We start from the raw sequence: 16,333 nt of genomic DNA on the forward strand, positions 1-16,333 counted from the left end.
GAGTAGGCTTCACCGTCACCAAAAAGAACGGCAACGCCCCCGAGCGCAATCGCATCCGGCGCCGGCTTCGCGAACTGGTGAAGCGGCTCGATCCGGTGTCAATGCAGCCCCATCATGACTATGTACTGGTCGGCCGAAGGGACGCGCTCTCGCGCCCCTTCGCCGCCATGCTCGACGATCTGCGCATAGCGTTCTCGAAGCCCGCGCGGCATACGGCCAAGGGATCTCACACGGGATCTCACAAGGGACAGTCAAAGGGACGCGGCCATAGGCCCGGCACCGCTCCTGCTGCCAGCCRCAAACCGGATTGATGACGAGACATTAGATGATGACCGACAATCGCAATACCATCCTCGCCGTCATTCTATCGGGCCTCGTGCTGATCGCCTGGCAGTATTTCTACAACGTGCCGGCGATGGAGAAACAGCGCGCCCAGCAGCAGGCGCAGGCCGAGCTTCAGAAGACCACGCCGCAGCCGACGGCCTCCGCAACGCCGGGCGCCACGCCGCAATCCGGCGGCGCCGCGCAGCCGTCGACGCCGGCAGCGAACCAGCAGGCCCAGCCGGTCGTCGCCCGCGACACCGCGATTGCGGCCAGCCCGCGCGTGAAGATCGACACGCCGCGGATCGCCGGCAGCATCTCATTGAAGGGCGGCCGCATCGACGATATCGCGCTGGTGCAGTATCGCGAGACGGTCGATCCGAAGTCGCCGCCGATCATCCTGTATTCGCCCTCGGGCACCGCGGAGCCCTATTACGCCGAGTTCGGCTGGGTGCCCGCAACGGGCGTGACGGCCAAGCTGCCGGACGCGCAGACCGTCTGGCAGCAGGACGGCAGCGGCAGCCTGACGCCGACGACGCCGGCGGTGCTGAAATGGGACAACGGCGAGGGCCTCACCTTCCGCCGCACCATCTCGGTCGACGACCACTATCTCTTCACCATCAAGGACGAGGTGAGCAATGTCGGCAACGCGCCGGTGACGCTCTATCCGTTCGCGCTGATCTCGCGCCACGGCACCCCGCAGGTCTCCGGCTACTACATCCTGCATGAAGGCCTGATCGGCTATCTCGATGGCCTGCAGGAATACGCCTACAAGAAGATCGACGAAGCCAAGTCGGTGAACTTCAAGGCCACCAATGGCTGGCTCGGCATGACCGACAAGTACTGGGCCTCGGCGCTGCTGCCGGACACCAGCGCCCAGCTTCAGGCGCGTTTCTCGTCGAACCCGAGCGGCAACGTCCACACCTACCAGACCGACTATCTGCTCGATCCCGTCACCGTCGCGATCGGCGGCAGTGCGACGGCGAACGCGCGGCTGTTTGCCGGCGCCAAGGAAGCCGGCGTCGTCGGCATCAACTTCCCGCTCGCCGGCCACGGCGGCTACAACAAGGAACTCAGCCTCAACCATTTCGACCTGTTGATCGACTGGGGCTGGTTCTATTTCATCACCAAGCCGATGTTCCTCGGCCTCGACTTCTTCTACCGCTTCTTCGGCAATTTCGGCATCTCGATCCTGCTCGTGACCGTGATCGTGAAGCTGTTGTTCTTCCCGCTGGCGAACAAGTCCTATGCCTCGATGGCGAAGATGAAGTCGATCCAGCCGCAGCTTCAGGCGCTGAAAGAGCGCTACCCCGATGACAAGGTGAAGCAGCAGCAGGAGATGATGGAGATCTACCGCAAGGAGAAGATCAATCCGGTCGCCGGCTGTCTTCCCGTCGTGATCCAGATCCCGGTGTTCTTCTCGCTCTACAAGGTGCTGTTCGTCACCATCGAGATGCGGCATGCGCCGTTCTACGGCTGGATCAAGGACCTCTCCGCGCCGGACCCGACCAATCTGTTCAACCTGTTCGGGCTGATCCCGCTCGATCCGACCACGATTCCCGTCTTCGGCCACTACCTCGCGCTCGGCATCTGGCCGATCGTCATGGGCATCACGATGTGGTTCCAGATGAAGCTGAACCCGACGCCGCCGGATCCGACCCAGCAGCTGATCTTCAACTGGATGCCGCTGATCTTCACCTTCATGCTGGCGGGCTTCCCGGCGGGCCTCGTGATCTACTGGGCCTGGAACAACACGCTCTCGGTGCTCCAGCAGAGCTTCATCATGCGCCGCAATGGCGTGAAGGTGGAGCTGTTCGACAATCTCAAGGCAACGTTCGCGAAGAAGGCGACGTAGCCGTCCGGCAAGTGCCCCAGTCATGCGGGCACAATGCTTCCAAGTCGTCATGCCCGGGCTTGTCCCGGGCATCCACGTTCTGTTCGCGCGCGACTGGCAGTTCATCTGGGCCTCGCCCTCGATCCAGACGCTGCCGCCGATGGACGGGCTGGAGATCGCCTTTGCCGGCCGCTCCAATGTCGGCAAGTCGAGCCTGATCAACGCGCTCACCGGCCGCAACGCGCTGGCGCGCACCTCGCATACGCCGGGCCGCACGCAAGAGCTGATCTTCTTCGAGGTCCCCGGGAAAACCGACCTGCGCCTCGTCGACATGCCCGGCTATGGCTACGCCAAGGCACCGAAGAGCCAGGTCGCGTCCTGGACCGAGCTGATTCATAAATTCCTGCTGGGCCGCGCCAGCCTCGCGCGCGTCTATGTGCTGATCGACGCGCGGCACGGGCTGAAGGACGTCGATCTCGAGATCCTCGGGACGCTCGACCGCTCCGCCGTGAGCTACCAGATCGTGCTGACCAAGGCCGACCAGGTGAAGGCCTCCGAGCTTGCCTCGCGTATTGCCGAGACCGAGGCCGCGCTGGCCAAGCATCCGGCCGCGTTCCCGAACGTGCTCGCGACCTCGTCGCGGAGCGCGACGGGCATGGCCGAGCTGCGCGCCGCGATGGCGAAGCTGCTGGAAGAGCGGAGCACGTGATGGCGGTGCACCGCCTGTTGATCGGGCTTGCCGGTTTGATGGGCGCCGCCGGCGTCGCGCTGGCCGCCGCCTCCGCCCATGGTGGCGATGCCAGCCGGCTTGCCTCGGCGAGCGCCATGCTGCTGTTTCATGCAACTGCCATACTCGCGGTGATCGGATTGCTCGCGCGCGGCCTTCTGCACGGCGGAATTGGCCTCATCGCCGCGGCCGGCTTCGCAAGCGGCGCCGCGCTGTTCGCCGGCGATCTCACCTTGCGGCAATATGCCGGGCACTCGCTGTTTCCCTATGCGGCCCCGACCGGCGGAACGGTGATGATCTTGAGCTGGCTGGCGGTGACGCTGGCGGCGGTGGTGGCCAAGCGCTGACCCGTAGCCCGGATGGAGCGCAGCGTAATCCGGGGCCTGCGTCTGCGGCACGAACCCGGATTACGCTGCGCTCCATCCGGGCTACATGTCAGGCATACTTTGCGCTGACCCCGCCAATCGGATAGAACGCGGCCCGACAGTCCCGCCAGCGAGATCCGCCTCATGACCGACATCTCCCCGCTCGACCAGGCCCGCATCCTGTCCGAAGCGCTGCCGCACATGCAGCAGTATGACGAGGAAACCATCGTCATCAAATATGGCGGCCATGCCATGGGCGACGAGGAGACTGCGAAGAACTTTGCCCGCGACATCGTGCTGCTGGAGCAGACCGCGATCAACCCGGTGGTCGTGCATGGCGGCGGGCCGCAGATCGCGACCATGCTCAAGCGCCTCGGCATCCAGTCGGAGTTCGCAGCAGGCCTGCGCATCACCGATGCCGCGACCATCGAGATCGTCGAGATGGTGCTGGCCGGCTCCGTCAACAAGCAGATCGTCGGCTACATCAACGAAGCCGGCGGCAAGGCCGTGGGACTCTCGGGCAAGGACGCCAACATGGTGAAGGCGTCGAAGACGACGCGCACCATCGTCGATCCGGGCTCGAACATCGAGAAGGCGATCGATCTCGGCTTCGTCGGCGACCCCGAGAAGGTCGACCTCACGCTGCTCAACCAGCTGATCGGCTACGAGCTGATCCCGGTGCTGGCGCCGCTCGCGACCTCCAAGGAAGGCCAGACGCTGAACGTCAACGCCGACACCTTTGCCGGTGCGGTCGCCGGCGCACTGAAGGCAAAGCGCCTGCTGCTGCTCACCGACGTGCCCGGCGTGCTCGACAAGTCCAAGAAGCTGATTCCGCAGCTTTCGGTGAAGGACGCGCGAAAACTGATCGCCGACGGCACCATTTCCGGCGGCATGATTCCGAAGGTCGAGACCTGCATCTACGCGCTCGAACAGGGCGTGGAGGGCGTCGTCATCATCGACGGCAAGATGCAGCACGCGGTGCTGCTCGAGCTGTTCACCAACCAGGGCACGGGGACGCTGATCCACAAGTGACGGGCGAACGCGAGCAGCGGAAGAAGGTCGTCATGCCCGGGCAAGAGCGCGAAGCGCGTCTTCGCTCAAATCACCCGGGCATCCACGGCTCTCGCCTCGCAGACTCATTCCGGGGCGCCCGCAGGGCGAACCCGGAATCTCGAGATTCCGGGTTCGATGCTTCGCATCGCCCCGGAATGACAGGGGCGAGACCGCGCCGCTCCCCCCTCACCCGCTTCCTGATGACGCTGCCTGCCGCGGCCGTCTCGTTCCTGTTCTCCTCGGCCCCTGCCTTCGCCGACCTCAAGATCTGCAACCGCATGTCCTATGTCGTCGAGGCCGCGATCGGCATCGACGACAAGGCGGCGACCGCGACGCGCGGCTGGTTCAGGATCGATCCCGCCACCTGCCGCGTGGTGGTGCAGGGCACGCTGACCGCCGACCGCATCCTGCTCAACGCCCGCGCGCTCGGCGTCTATGGCGCCTCGCCGATCCCGCAGAACGGCAGCGACATGCTGTGCGTCGCCCAGGACAATTTCGTCATCGCGGCTGCGCGGCAATGCCGCAGCGGCCAGACCCAGGCCGCCTTCACGCAAGTGACACCGACGCAAGGCGACGACGGCAATCTGGTGACGTATCTCGCCGAGGATTCCGAATATGACGACGAGCAGGCGCGCCTCGCCGGCATCCAGCGGCTGCTGGTGATCATCGGTTATGACGTCGGCGCGATCGACGGTGTCGACGGACCGAAGACGCAGGGCGCGCTGGCTGCGTTCCTGAAGAGCCGCGGGCTTTCGTCCGACGCCGTGTCGTCGCCGAATTTCTTCAAGACCATGGTCGATGCGACGCAGACGCCGTCGCCGAGCGGTCTGACCTGGTGCAACGACACCCCGCACAAGGTGATGGCGGCGATCGCCACCGACGACGGCAAGTCGGTGACGAGCCGCGGCTGGTACCGCATCGACCCCGGCAAATGCCTGCACCCCGACGTGAGCGGCCAGCCGAAGCAGATATTCAGCTTCGCGGAAGCCGTCGATGCCGACAACCGCGCCATCAAGCTGAAGGACAAGCCGCTGAACTGGGGCGGCGAGAAGCAGCTCTGCACGCGCGAGACCAAGTTCGAGACCGTTGAGCAGACCGATTGCGGCGCGCGCGGATTTGCCGCGATGGGTTTTGGCGCGGTGGACATGTCGAGCGGCGGCAGGACGCTGCGGTTTGCGATGCCGTGAGTATGACGACGCCACAAACACCGGTGTCGTCCCGGCGAAGGCCGGGACCACTCCGCACCTTCACCCATGTCGATACCTGGGTATTCGACCTCGACAACACGCTGTATCCGCGTCACGTCAATCTGTGGCAGCAGGTCGATGCGCGGATCGGGGAGTTCGTCTGCAACTGGCTGAACGTCGGGCCAGAGGAAGCGCGCAATATCCAGAAGGACTATTACCGGCGCTTCGGCACCACCATGCGCGGCATGATGACCCTGCATGGCGTGCACGCCGACGACTATCTCGCTTACGTCCACAAGATCGACCATTCGCCGCTGGAGCCGAATCCGGCGCTCGGCGCGGCCATCGCAAAACTGCCGGGACGCAAGCTGATCCTGACCAACGGCTCGGTCGACCATGTCGACGCGGTGCTGGCGCGGCTCGGCCTCGCCACCCATTTCGACGGCGTGTTCGACATCATTGCCGCCGGCTTCGAGCCCAAGCCGGCGGCGCAGACCTACCGGAAATTCCTCGGCGACCATGCCGTCGATCCGACCCGGGCCGCCATGTTCGAGGACCTCGCCCGCAACCTCACCGTTCCCCACGAGCTCGGCATGACCACGGTGCTGGTGGTGCCCGACGGCACCAAGGAAGTGGTGCGCGAGGACTGGGAACTGGAGGGCCGCGATGCCGCCCATGTGGACCATGTCACGGACGATCTGGCGGGATTCTTGGCGGGGCTGTCGCCGAAATAGCCGCTGTCGTCCCGGCGAAAGTCCGTAGCCCGGATGGAGCGCAGCGTAATCCGGGGCCTCTCGCCGCGGAGCGACCGTCCCGGATTGCGCTGCGCTCCATCCGGGCTACGGGACTCATGCCCGCTTGTCCGGGACGACGGATGAGTATGCCTTGACTCCGCCCCGCCAAATCCCGAAAAAGCGCTCCAATCCATCAAAATTCCCATTCCCTAGAGGAAATCCCGATGTCCCTGTCCGCCCTCGAATCCACCATCAACAGCGCCTTCGACGCGCGTGACGGCATCTCGACCTCGACCAAGGGCGAGGTGCGCGAGGCCGTGGACCAGGTGCTGGAGACTCTGGACAAGGGCGAGGCGCGCGTTGCCGAGCGCGGGGCCGACGGCAAGTGGAAGGTCAATCAGTGGCTGAAGAAGGCCGTGCTGCTGTCCTTCCGCCTCAACGACATGGGCGTCATTCCCGGCGGTCCCGGCAAGGCGACCTGGTGGGACAAGGTGCCCTCGAAGTTCGAAGGCTGGGGCGAGAACCGTTTTCGCGATGCCGGTTTTCGCGCAGTGCCGGGCGCCGTCGTCCGCCGCTCGGCCTTCATCGCCAAGAACGTCGTGCTGATGCCATCCTTCGTCAATCTCGGCGCCTATGTCGATGAGAGCACCATGGTCGACACCTGGGCCACCGTCGGCTCCTGCGCGCAGATCGGCAAGCGCGTGCACATCTCCGGCGGCGCCGGCATCGGCGGCGTGCTCGAGCCGCTCCAGGCCGAGCCCGTGATCATCGAGGACGATTGCTTCATCGGCGCGCGCTCCGAGGTCGCCGAAGGCGTGATCGTGCGCAAGGGCGCGGTGCTGGCCATGGGCGTGTTCCTGGGCGCCTCGACCAAGATCGTCGACCGCGAGACCGGCGAGGTCTTCATCGGCGAAGTGCCCGAATATYCGGTGGTGGTGCCCGGCGCGCTGCCCGGCAAGCCCATGAAGAACGGCCATATCGGCCCGAGCACCGCCTGCGCCGTGATTGTCAAGCGCGTCGACGAGCGCACGCGGTCCAAGACCAGCATCAACGAGCTGCTGCGGGATTAAGTTCGGCTACGCTGCCTATCCATCGTCGTCCCGGCGAAGGCCGGGACCCATACTCCCAGGGAGTGGTTTGGCGAAGACTCCGAGTTAGTAGCTTCACAACCAACTGCGTCGCGCTCTGCTGTGGCAGGCGCTGCTCATCGTCGCGCTGCTGGCGGCCCTGCTCGGCGTGATCGGTCAGGTGATCCATCTCATCGACGCCGAGGGGGCATTGAAGTTATCGCTGAAGCTCGATTTCGACTTCGGCCTCGACGACCTCTTCAAGCTGGTCGATCCCCGGGCCTATCGCCCGCTTTCGTCCCTTGATCGCACGAACCTGATCCTGAAGGCGTTCGGCTTGTCGCTGTTCCTCTGGATCTATCTCGCGACGGCGATCAAGCGGCTGCATGATCGCGACAGGCGCGGCTGGTGGCTCGTTCTGTTCTTCTTCCTGCCCGGCCTATACAGCCAGTTCTCGGACCTGCTGCCGAACTCCTACTGGATGCTTCCGTTCTGGCTGGTCGCGTCCATCCTGTGGCTGTGGGGATTTGTCGAGATGTTCATTATGCCCGGCAGCGTCGGCAATAACAGGTTCGGTCCTGATCCATTGGCCAAGACCGAGGACGGCCCTTCCCCTGCGAAAAGCTGGGACCAGCAGAGCGAGATCGAATTTGTCCCGCCCAGCGCTAGCCCACCCGGCGGCATGCATGTTAAGCGGGGCGCATGACCGATGCTCTCTCGATTGCCCGCGATCTCATCCGCTGTCCCTCGGTAACCCCGGCCGATGCCGGCGCGCTCGGGGTGCTTGAAAACGCGCTCAACGCAGCCGGCTTCACCTGCCACCGCGTGACGTTCAGCGAGCCCGGCACTGCCGACGTCGACAATCTCTATGCGCGGATCGGCAGCGAAGGCCCGCACGTCACCTTCGCCGGCCACACCGACGTGGTGCCGCCGGGCGACGAGAGCGCCTGGAGCGTCGGCGCATTCTCCGGCGAGGTGAAGGACGGCTTCCTGCACGGCCGTGGCGCGGTCGACATGAAGGGCGGCATCGCCTGCTCGGTCGCCGCGGTGCTGGAACATCTCGCCGCCAACGGTGGCAAGCCGCGCGCCGACGGCACGGGTTCGATCTCGTTCCTGATCACCGGCGACGAGGAAGACGTCTCCATCAACGGCACCATCAAGCTCCTGAAATGGGCCGCCGAGCGCGGCGAAAAATTCGATCATTGCGTGCTGGGCGAGCCCTCCAATGTCGAGACGCTCGGCGACACCATCAAGGTCGGCCGCCGCGGCTCGCAATCCGGCACGCTGTATGTCGACGGCGTGCAGGGCCATGTCGCCTATCCGCACCGCGCCTCCAATCCCGTGCCGGACATTTCGCGGTTGATCGTGGCGATCTCCGACGAGCCGCTCGATCATGGCAGCGCGCAGTTCCAGGCGTCCAATCTCGAGTTCACCTCGGTCGACGTCGGCAACAAGGCCAACAACGTCATCCCCGGCGAGGCCCGCGCAAAATTCAACATCCGCTACAACGACAACCACACCCAGGCATCCTTGCGCGAGCTGGTCGAGACGCGGCTGACAAAGGCCTGCGGCAACCGTATCCGCGCCCGCATCATCTGGGAGCCGTCGAACTCGAACGTGTTCGTCACCAAGCCCGGCCCGTTCACCGATCTCGCGGTGTCGGCGATCGAGGAGGTGACGGGCCGCAAGCCGGAGCTGTCGACCTCAGGCGGCACCTCGGACGCACGCTTCATCTCCAGCTATTGCCCCGTGATCGAGTTCGGCCTGGTCGGCCAGACCATGCACCAGGTCAACGAGCGTGTGCCGGTGGTGGACCTGGAGAAGCTGACGAAGGTATATCGGGGGATTTTGGCGCGGTATTTTGGGTAGGTCCAACTAACGCCAAGTCCTCCGCTGTCATCGCCCGCGAAGGCGGGCGATCCAGTATTCCAGAGACAGCAGTGATTGAGCCGAGAGGCTGCGGCGTACTGGATGCCCCGCCGGAGCCTGTCATCGGGCTCGCCGAAGGCGAGACCCGGTGGCGGGGCATGACACCGATGATGGGGCGAGAGAATGCGGTCTCTGCGCCTCCCGCCCTAATAATCCACCTTCATCAAATACAGCCCGTCCGGCGGGGCGACGATGCCGCACGCCGCGCGGTTGCGGGCTTTGAGCGCTGCGGAGAGATCGTCGGCGGTCCAGCGTCCCTCGCCGACCCAGACCAGCGATCCCACCATCGAGCGCACCTGGCTGTGCAGGAACGAGCGCGCCGAGGTAACGATGGTGATCTCGCGGCCGTCGCGCATCACGTCGAGCTGGTCGAGCGTCTTCTCCGGCGACTTGGCCTGGCACTCGGTGTCGCGGAAGGTCGTGAAATCGTGCTTGCCGAGCAGGCGTTGCGCGGCCGCATGCATCGCCTCGGCATCGAGCCGGCGTGGGACGCGCCAGGCGTGGCCGACGTCGAGCGCGAGGTTCGCGCGGGTGTTGACGATGCGGTAGCGATAGTGGCGCTTCACGGCCGAGAAGCGAGCCTCGAAGGTATCTGGCACGATCTCGGCCTCGAGCACCGCAATCGGATGCGGGCGCAGATGCGCGTTGAGACCGTCGCGAAAACGGCCCGGCGGAAACTGCTTCTCGATGTCGACATGAGCGACCTGGCCGCGCGCATGCACGCCGGCATCGGTGCGGCCGGCGCCATGCACCCGCAGATCCGCGCCGGTCATCGCCTTCACCGCCGCTTCCAAAGCGCCCTGCACCGACGGCAGCGTGTCCTGCACCTGCCAGCCGAAGAACGGCGCGCCGTCATATTCGATGGTGAGCTTGTAGCGGGGCATCGTTTCCAATTCTGCCGTCATCGCCCGGCTTGACCGGGCGATCCAGTACGCCGCGGCCTCTCCGTTCAACCGAGAAGCCTCGGCGTACTGGATACCCCGCCTTCGCGGGGTATGACAGTGTCAGGTGAATTTCGCGCCCGCCTTCATCGGCACGCCGCGCAGGAAGTCGACCGCCTGCATCCGCGCCTTGCCTTCGCGTTGGAGCTCGATGATGCGGATCGCGCCCTCGCCGCAGGCGATGGTGAGCTGGTCGTCGAGCACCTCGCCCGGCGCGCCCGAGCCCTTGGCGAGTTCGCAGCGCAGGATTTTCACGCGCGGGTTCTCGCTGACATCTGCGAGCTCGGTCCAGGCGCCGGGGAACGGCGACAGGCCGTGGATGTGGCGCAACACCGCGCGCGCGGGCTTGCTCCAGTCGATGCGCGCCTCGGCCTTGTCGATCTTGGCCGCATAGGTGACGCCGTCCTCGCTCTGCTTCTTGAGCTGGAGCCCGCCGCGGCCGAGCGCCGCCATGGCCCGCACCATCAGGTCGGCGCCGAGCCGGGACAGGCGATCGTGCAGGTCGGCCGCGGTCATGTTGTCGGTGATCGCCAGCCGCTCGGCCATGGCGACGTCGCCGGTGTCGAGGCCGACGTCCATCTTCATCACCATGACGCCGCTCTCGGCATCATCAGCCATGATGGCGCGGTTGATCGGCGCGGCACCGCGCCAGCGCGGCAGCAGCGAAGCGTGCAGATTGTAGCAGCCGAGCCTTGGCGCATCGAGAATGGCCTGCGGCAGGATCATGCCGTAGGCGACGACCACGGCGGCGTCGGCGTCAAAGGCGCGAAACTGCTCCAGCGCTTCCTCTGTCTTCAGCGTCTTCGGCGTCAGCACGGGCACGCCGAGTTTTCGCGCGGCTTCCTCCACCGGCGTCGGCTGCAATTGCAGGCCGCGCCGCCCGCCCGGCTTCGGCGCGCGCGTATAGACAGCCACGATCTCATGGCCATGGGCGACGAGCTCGAGCAGCGTCGGCACGGAGAAATCGGGCGTGCCCATGAAGATGAGGCGAAGGGGCATGTGACTGCGTTCGGTGAGAGTTCTGGTTCTCCGTCATGCCCGGGCTTGACCCGGGCATCCACGGTCTTCGCGACAAAGCAAGCAAGGCGTGGATGGCCGGGTCAAGCCCGGCCATGACGACAGAGAGAGAACCTTACTCCGCGCGCTTGGCGGCTTTCTCGAACTTCTTGATCACGCGGTCGCGCTTGAGCTTCGACAGATAGTCGACGAACAGGACGCCGTTGAGATGGTCGATCTCGTGCTGGATGCAGGTGGCGTAGAGGCCTTCGGCGTCCTCCTCGTGCACCTTGCCGTCGAGATCGGTGAAGCGCACGCGCACCTTCGCAGGACGTTCGACCTCCTCGTAATATTCGGGGATCGACAGGCAGCCTTCCTCGTAGACCGACAGCTCCTCGGACGAGGCGATGACTTCCGGATTGATGAAGACGCGCGGCTCCGGCTTGGTCTCGCCGTTCTCGTCGCGCTTGGCGAGGTCCATGGTGATCAGCCGCAACGGCTGCGCGATCTGGATCGCCGCGAGGCCAATGCCGGGCGCGTCGTACATGGTCTCGAACATGTCGTCGGCAAGCTTGCGAATCTCCGTCGTGACCTTCTCGATCGGCTTGGAGACCAGACGCAGCTGCTTGTCGGGCAGGATGATGATTTCTCTGAGGGCCATGGCGGCGATTTAAGCCGGGCGCCGGACGCGGTCAATGCGGCCAGGAACCCCGTTAACCCTCCACTAACCATAAAGCTTCAGGTTTCGTTAACCATAAAAATTAACGGGGCATTTACCATAAATGTTCGCTATTCGTTCGTGGAGACGGCCGAATCGGCTAGAAGGGCAGGCATGAACGAGATCATTTTCGTGGCCGGCGACTGGCCGGTGCGCACGATCGACGCGCTGATCGGCTTCGGCGTCCTGGTCCTCATCCTGCTGGTTGTGATCGCCGTGGTGATTGCCCGCTCGGGGCGGCGCGGGGCGGAACTCGCGATGGCGAATGCGATCCGCGCCGACGAGCTCGAGGAGCGCATCAGCCAGATGCTGCATGCCCAGAGCGAGGCCGCGGGCCGGGTCGACGCCATGACCCAGGCGCTGGCCGGCCGCCAGGCCGAGATGGCCCGCGCGGTCAATGAGCGGCTGGATTCGGTCACCCATCGCGTCGGCCAGTCCATGGAGCACTCGACCCGCAACACCATGGAGAGCCTGCACGCCTTGCACGAGCGGCTTGGCATCATCGACAACGCGCACAAGAACCTCACCGACCTCACCACGCAGGTGACGACCTTGCGCGACGTGCTCGCCAACAAGCAGTCGCGCGGCGCCTTCGGCCAGGCGCGGATGGAGGCGATCGTCCAGGACGGCTTGCCGAAGGGCGCCTACGAGTTCCAGTTCACGCTTTCGACCGGAAAGCGGCCGGACTGCGTCGTGTTCCTGCCCGATCAGCGCCCGCTCTGCATCGACGCGAAGTTTCCGCTCGAAGCGATGACCGCGCTGCACGACGCCCGCACCGACGAGGAGAAGCGCATCGCCACGCAGCGGCTGCGCGGCGACGTGATGAAGCATGTCAGCGACATCGCGGAAAAATATCTCGTCACCGGCGAGACCCAGGAGATGGCGCTGATGTTCGTGCCGTCGGAATCGGTCTATGCCGAGATCCATGACGGCTTCGACGACGTGATCCAGAAGGCCTACCGCGCGCGAGTCGTGCTGGTGTCGCCCTCGCTCCTGATGCTGGCGATCCAGGTGATGCAGCAGATCATGAAGGACGCGCGCATGCGCGATGCGGCCGACCAGATCCGCACCGAGGTCATCAAGCTCGGCGACGATCTCGGCCGCCTGCGCGACCGCGTGCTGAAGCTGCAGAAGCACTTTGCCGACGCGAACGAGGACGTCCGCCAGGTGCTGATCTCCGCCGACAAGATCGAGAAGCGCGCCGGACGGATCGAGGAGCTCGATTTCAGCAAGGCCGATGCGCCGGCGGAGGGCCCGCACCTGGTGGCAACCGGCGCGCCCGAACTGTTCCCGAGGAAGCTCCAGGCGGGGGAGTGAGTTCAAGGCACACTGTCATGCCCCGCGAAGGCGGGGCATCCAGTACGCCGCGGCAGTCGTTATTGATCCGGAACGCCGCGGAGTACTGGATCGTCCGCCTTCGCGGACGATGACAGCGGAGGGAAATGCGGCAGATGGGCGCACGCTGCTACTACGTGTACATCCTCGCCAGCAAGATTGGGGGCACGCTGTATATCGGCGTGACGAATGACCTCATCCGCCGCGCAGCCGAGCACAAGTCAAAGCTGATCGAGAGTTTCACAGAGAAATATGACGTCGCGAGGCTCGTCTACTTCGAGCAATTCGATGACCCCGAGAATGCGATCAAACGAGAGGAGCGGCTCAAGAAGTGGAACAGGGCCTGGAAGGCCCGCTTGATCGAGCAGCACAACCCGAATTGGGATGATCTCTATCCCGGGATAGCCGGACCACCATGACACTGTCGACGCTGTCATACCCCGCGAAGACGGGGTATCCAGTACGCTGCGGCGGGTGTGATTGAACCGAGACGCTGGTGGTTACTAAATCGTCCGCCTTCGCGGACGATGACAGCGGAGAGGGCGACGACAGCTCCCTTGTGGCCCCCAGAATCTGCTAACACCTCCCCATGACCGCACCCGACGCGACCTCCCCCGCCGCGACTTCCGCCCCGGCCGCCTCCTGGCGTGACAGCCTTGCCGTGTACCTGCAACCGCGGGTGCTGATCGTGCTGTTCCTCGGCTTCTCGTCCGGGCTTCCGCTGGCGCTGTCGGGCTCGACGCTGCTGGTGTGGATGCGCGAGGCCGGGGTCGATCTCGGAACCATCGGGCTGTTTGCGCTGGTCGGCACGCCCTACACGCTGAAATTCCTGTGGGCGCCGCTGGTGGATGCGCTGCACGTGCCGCTGTTCACGCGCGCGTTCGGACGGCGGCGCGGCTGGCTGCTGTTCTCGCAGCTGCTGCTGATCGTCGCCATCCTGCTGCTGGCGCTGACCGATCCCGCACGCTCACCGTTCTACGTCGCGCTCGGGGCGCTGCTGGTGGCGACGACGTCCTCGACGCAAGACATCGTGGTCGACGCCTTCCGCGTTGAGAGCCTGCCGGAGAGCGAGCAGGCCGCCGGCATGGCGTCCTATGTCGCGGCCTATCGCATCGGCATGCTGGTCTCGACCGCGGGCGCGCTGTTCATCGTCTCCGGGTTCGAGAGCACCGGCATTTCGCGCACATCGGCCTGGATGTGGGGCTATGTGGTGATGGCGGCGATGGTGCTGATCGGCACGATCACCGCGCTGGTCGCGACCGAGCCCGAGCAGTCGGTGCGGGCGGAAGCCGCGACGCAGGCCGAGACGGCGTTCGCGCGCGTGCTGCATGCGGCGATCGGCGCCTTCTCGGAATTCCTGGCGCGCAAGGACGCGCTCGCTGCGCTTGCCTTCGTCGTGCTGTTCAAGTTCACCGACGCCTTCTCCGGCACCATGACGGCGCCGTTCGTGATCGACCTCGGCTTCTCCCGCAACGACTATGCGGCGATCGTGAAGGGCGTCGGCCTCGCCGCCACGCTGATCGGCGGCTTTGCCGGCGGCTTCGTCGCGCGGCGCTATTCGCTGGCGACGAGCCTGTGGATCGGCGGCGTGGTGCAGGCGCTCGCCAACCTGTCGTTCTCCTGGCTGGCCTTCGTCGGCACCAGCCAATGGGCGCTCGCCTTCGCCATCACCTGCGAAAACTTCACCAGCGCCATCGGCACCGTGATCTTCGTCGCCTATATCTCCGCGCTGTGCCAGAACCCGCTGCACACGGCGACCCAATACGCGCTGCTGACCGCGCTCGCCGCGGTGGGACGCACCTATCTCTCGTCGGTGGCGGGCTATGTCGCCAAGGCCACCGGCTGGCCGCTGTTCTTCGTGATCTGCGTGCTGGTGGCGATCCCGAGCCTGGTCCTGCTGACATGGTTGCAAAAGCGCGGGCATTTCGAAGAGCTGGGGCCGGTGCGGGTTTGACGCTCTCGTAGGGTGGGTTAGCGCAGCGTAACCCACCATTTCTGTCACCGCGGAGATAAACAGTGGTGGGTTACGCCTTCGGCTAACCTACCCTACGGCATCTCGATCTGATGCTCCTACTGCTTCTTGATGATGCTCCACTTCGTGACCACGGCTTCGCTCATCTGGCCGGGATCGCTGGCGCAGGCGACTTCGTCGACCTTGACCGAGATCTCCTTGCCGACGAACGACTTCAGCTGCGTGGCCTGCGCGTCGCTGGATGTGACGAGCTGGAAGGTCTCCGGGCCGGTCTCGAGATTGCACAGCCCGTTCGGCGCCGGCAGGCGGCGCGGCTCTGAGGTGATCTGATACATCGCGATCCGCTTGCCGGCATTCTTGACGTCGCGCACCTTCATCGCGTTCAGCTCGCCCGAGAGCACGTCGCCGGTGTTGATCGGCTTGCCGGGCTTGGGCGGCGGCGGCGCCGCGTCGTCCTGCTGCGCGGAGATGGCCGGCGTCACCAGCAGCATCATCGTCGCGACCAAAGCCAATCGAGTGGCGAAAAGTTTCGTCATGTCGTCCGTTCCGTAAGGTCTGTAGGATAGCTAGAACAGGGTTCGCTGCCGCATCGCGGCCGATAGCGTACCTTCATCGAGATAATCAAGCTCGCCGCCGACCGGCACACCATGGGCGAGACGCGTTACTTTTACGTTGGCGTCCTGAAGCAGGTCGGTGATGTAGTGCGCCGTGGTCTGGCCGTCCACCGTCGCGTTCAGCGCCAGGATGATCTCGTGCACCTCGGCAGCATGCGCGCGCGCAACCAGCGCGTCGATGGTGAGGTCCTGCGGACCGACGCCGTCGAGCGGCGACAATGTCGCACCGAGCACATGATAGCGCCCTTGAGTCGCATTGGCCCGCTCCAGCGCCCAGAGGTCGGCGACGTCGGCGACGACCACGATGATCGAGGGATCGCGCTTCGGATCGGTACAGACGGTGCAGGGATTTTGCGTGTCGATGTTGCCGCAGGTCTTGCAGACCTGGACCTTGTCGAGCGCGACCTGGAGGGCCGAGGACAGCGGCATCATCAGCGCTTCGCGCTTCTTGATCAGATGCAGCGCGGCGCGCCGCGCCGAGCGCGGACCGAGGCCCGGCAGCCGTGCGAGAAGCTGCACCAGCCGCTCGATTTCAGGACC

Annotated in this window: 18 protein-coding genes; 13 read left to right on the forward strand and 5 right to left on the reverse strand. The window is 65.2% G+C overall.

Annotated elements, in window-relative coordinates; all coding sequences use genetic code 11:
- The 10 genes from AC1D00_RS14195 to dapE form a co-directional block, all read left to right on the forward strand.
- Window positions 1–311 (forward strand): ribonuclease P protein component (locus AC1D00_RS14195; RefSeq protein ID WP_477011099.1); only part of this gene is annotated, 311 nt, incomplete at its 5' end.
- A 17-nt stretch (window positions 312–328) separates the two neighbouring features.
- The gene (gene yidC, locus AC1D00_RS14200) at window positions 329–2,176 is read left to right on the forward strand and encodes a membrane protein insertase YidC (RefSeq protein WP_477011112.1); all 1,848 of its coding nucleotides are present in this window, start codon (window positions 329–331) and stop codon (window positions 2,174–2,176) included.
- Window positions 2,177–2,225: 49 nt separating this feature from the next.
- Window positions 2,226–2,864 carry a ribosome biogenesis GTP-binding protein YihA/YsxC gene (gene yihA / locus AC1D00_RS14205; RefSeq protein WP_477011100.1) on the forward strand — a complete coding sequence of 213 codons (639 nt, stop codon included), beginning with the start codon at window positions 2,226–2,228 and terminating at the stop codon, window positions 2,862–2,864.
- On the forward strand, window positions 2,864–3,229 hold the full coding sequence (locus AC1D00_RS14210) for a DUF423 domain-containing protein (protein WP_477011101.1): 366 nt from the start codon (window positions 2,864–2,866) through the stop codon (window positions 3,227–3,229). The genes yihA and AC1D00_RS14210 overlap by 1 nt, the downstream gene beginning before the upstream one ends.
- Window positions 3,230–3,391: 162 nt before the next feature.
- Entirely contained in the window at window positions 3,392–4,279 is an 888-nt protein-coding gene (argB, locus tag AC1D00_RS14215; RefSeq protein WP_011090823.1) for an acetylglutamate kinase, read from the forward strand.
- A 221-nt stretch (window positions 4,280–4,500) separates the two neighbouring features.
- Window positions 4,501–5,487: a DUF1036 domain-containing protein gene (locus AC1D00_RS14220; protein ID WP_477011102.1), complete on the forward strand. Its 987-nt coding sequence runs from the start codon at window positions 4,501–4,503 to the stop codon at window positions 5,485–5,487.
- Window positions 5,488–5,489: 2 nt separating this feature from the next.
- Window positions 5,490–6,221, forward strand: coding sequence for a pyrimidine 5'-nucleotidase (locus AC1D00_RS14225; protein ID WP_477011103.1), 732 nt, complete (start codon window positions 5,490–5,492; stop codon window positions 6,219–6,221).
- 224 nt (window positions 6,222–6,445) lie between these two features.
- Window positions 6,446–7,291 carry a 2,3,4,5-tetrahydropyridine-2,6-dicarboxylate N-succinyltransferase gene (dapD, locus tag AC1D00_RS14230; RefSeq protein ID WP_477011104.1) on the forward strand — a complete coding sequence of 282 codons (846 nt, stop codon included), beginning with the start codon at window positions 6,446–6,448 and terminating at the stop codon, window positions 7,289–7,291.
- 115 nt (window positions 7,292–7,406) lie between these two features.
- Window positions 7,407–7,994: a DUF805 domain-containing protein gene (locus tag AC1D00_RS14235; protein WP_477011113.1), complete on the forward strand. Its 588-nt coding sequence runs from the start codon at window positions 7,407–7,409 to the stop codon at window positions 7,992–7,994.
- Window positions 7,991–9,157, forward strand: a complete 1,167-nt coding sequence (gene dapE, locus AC1D00_RS14240; protein WP_477011105.1) for a succinyl-diaminopimelate desuccinylase — start codon at window positions 7,991–7,993, stop codon at window positions 9,155–9,157. Before AC1D00_RS14235 ends, dapE begins: the two co-directional genes overlap by 4 nt.
- A gap of 206 nt (window positions 9,158–9,363) precedes the next feature.
- Here dapE and truA read toward each other — a convergent pair whose 3' ends face one another.
- From truA to def, 3 genes are all read right to left on the reverse strand, one after another.
- A complete protein-coding gene (gene truA / locus AC1D00_RS14245; RefSeq protein ID WP_477011106.1) occupies window positions 9,364–10,101 on the reverse strand; it encodes a tRNA pseudouridine(38-40) synthase TruA in 738 nt (245 codons plus the stop codon).
- A gap of 120 nt (window positions 10,102–10,221) precedes the next feature.
- Window positions 10,222–11,157 (reverse strand): methionyl-tRNA formyltransferase, encoded by a 936-nt coding sequence (gene fmt / locus AC1D00_RS14250; protein WP_477011107.1) that lies wholly within the window; start codon window positions 11,155–11,157, stop codon window positions 10,222–10,224.
- Window positions 11,158–11,290: 133 nt separating this feature from the next.
- Entirely contained in the window at window positions 11,291–11,815 is a 525-nt protein-coding gene (gene def / locus AC1D00_RS14255; protein WP_027547474.1) for a peptide deformylase, read from the reverse strand.
- Between the two features lie 171 nt (window positions 11,816–11,986).
- On the opposite strand from def, the gene AC1D00_RS14260 reads away from it, so the two are divergent.
- The 3 genes from AC1D00_RS14260 (at window position 11,987) to AC1D00_RS14270 (ending at window position 15,161) form a co-directional block, all read left to right on the forward strand.
- The gene (locus AC1D00_RS14260) at window positions 11,987–13,189 is read left to right on the forward strand and encodes a DNA recombination protein RmuC (protein ID WP_477011108.1); all 1,203 of its coding nucleotides are present in this window, start codon (window positions 11,987–11,989) and stop codon (window positions 13,187–13,189) included.
- Between the two features lie 134 nt (window positions 13,190–13,323).
- Window positions 13,324–13,626 carry a GIY-YIG nuclease family protein gene (locus tag AC1D00_RS14265; RefSeq protein WP_477011109.1) on the forward strand — a complete coding sequence of 101 codons (303 nt, stop codon included), beginning with the start codon at window positions 13,324–13,326 and terminating at the stop codon, window positions 13,624–13,626.
- 170 nt (window positions 13,627–13,796) lie between these two features.
- Window positions 13,797–15,161 (forward strand): AmpG family muropeptide MFS transporter, encoded by a 1,365-nt coding sequence (locus AC1D00_RS14270; RefSeq protein ID WP_477011110.1) that lies wholly within the window; start codon window positions 13,797–13,799, stop codon window positions 15,159–15,161.
- 116 nt (window positions 15,162–15,277) lie between these two features.
- Here the strand turns inward: AC1D00_RS14270 and AC1D00_RS14275 are convergent, their stop codons facing one another.
- Window positions 15,278–15,715, reverse strand: coding sequence for a hypothetical protein (locus AC1D00_RS14275; RefSeq protein ID WP_027547478.1), 438 nt, complete (start codon window positions 15,713–15,715; stop codon window positions 15,278–15,280).
- A gap of 30 nt (window positions 15,716–15,745) precedes the next feature.
- On the reverse strand, window positions 15,746–16,333 hold a 588-nt coding region (gene recR, locus AC1D00_RS14280), incomplete at its 5' end, for a recombination mediator RecR (protein WP_477011111.1).

The sequence above is a fragment of the Bradyrhizobium sp. P2_E8 genome, from assembly GCF_056403875.1.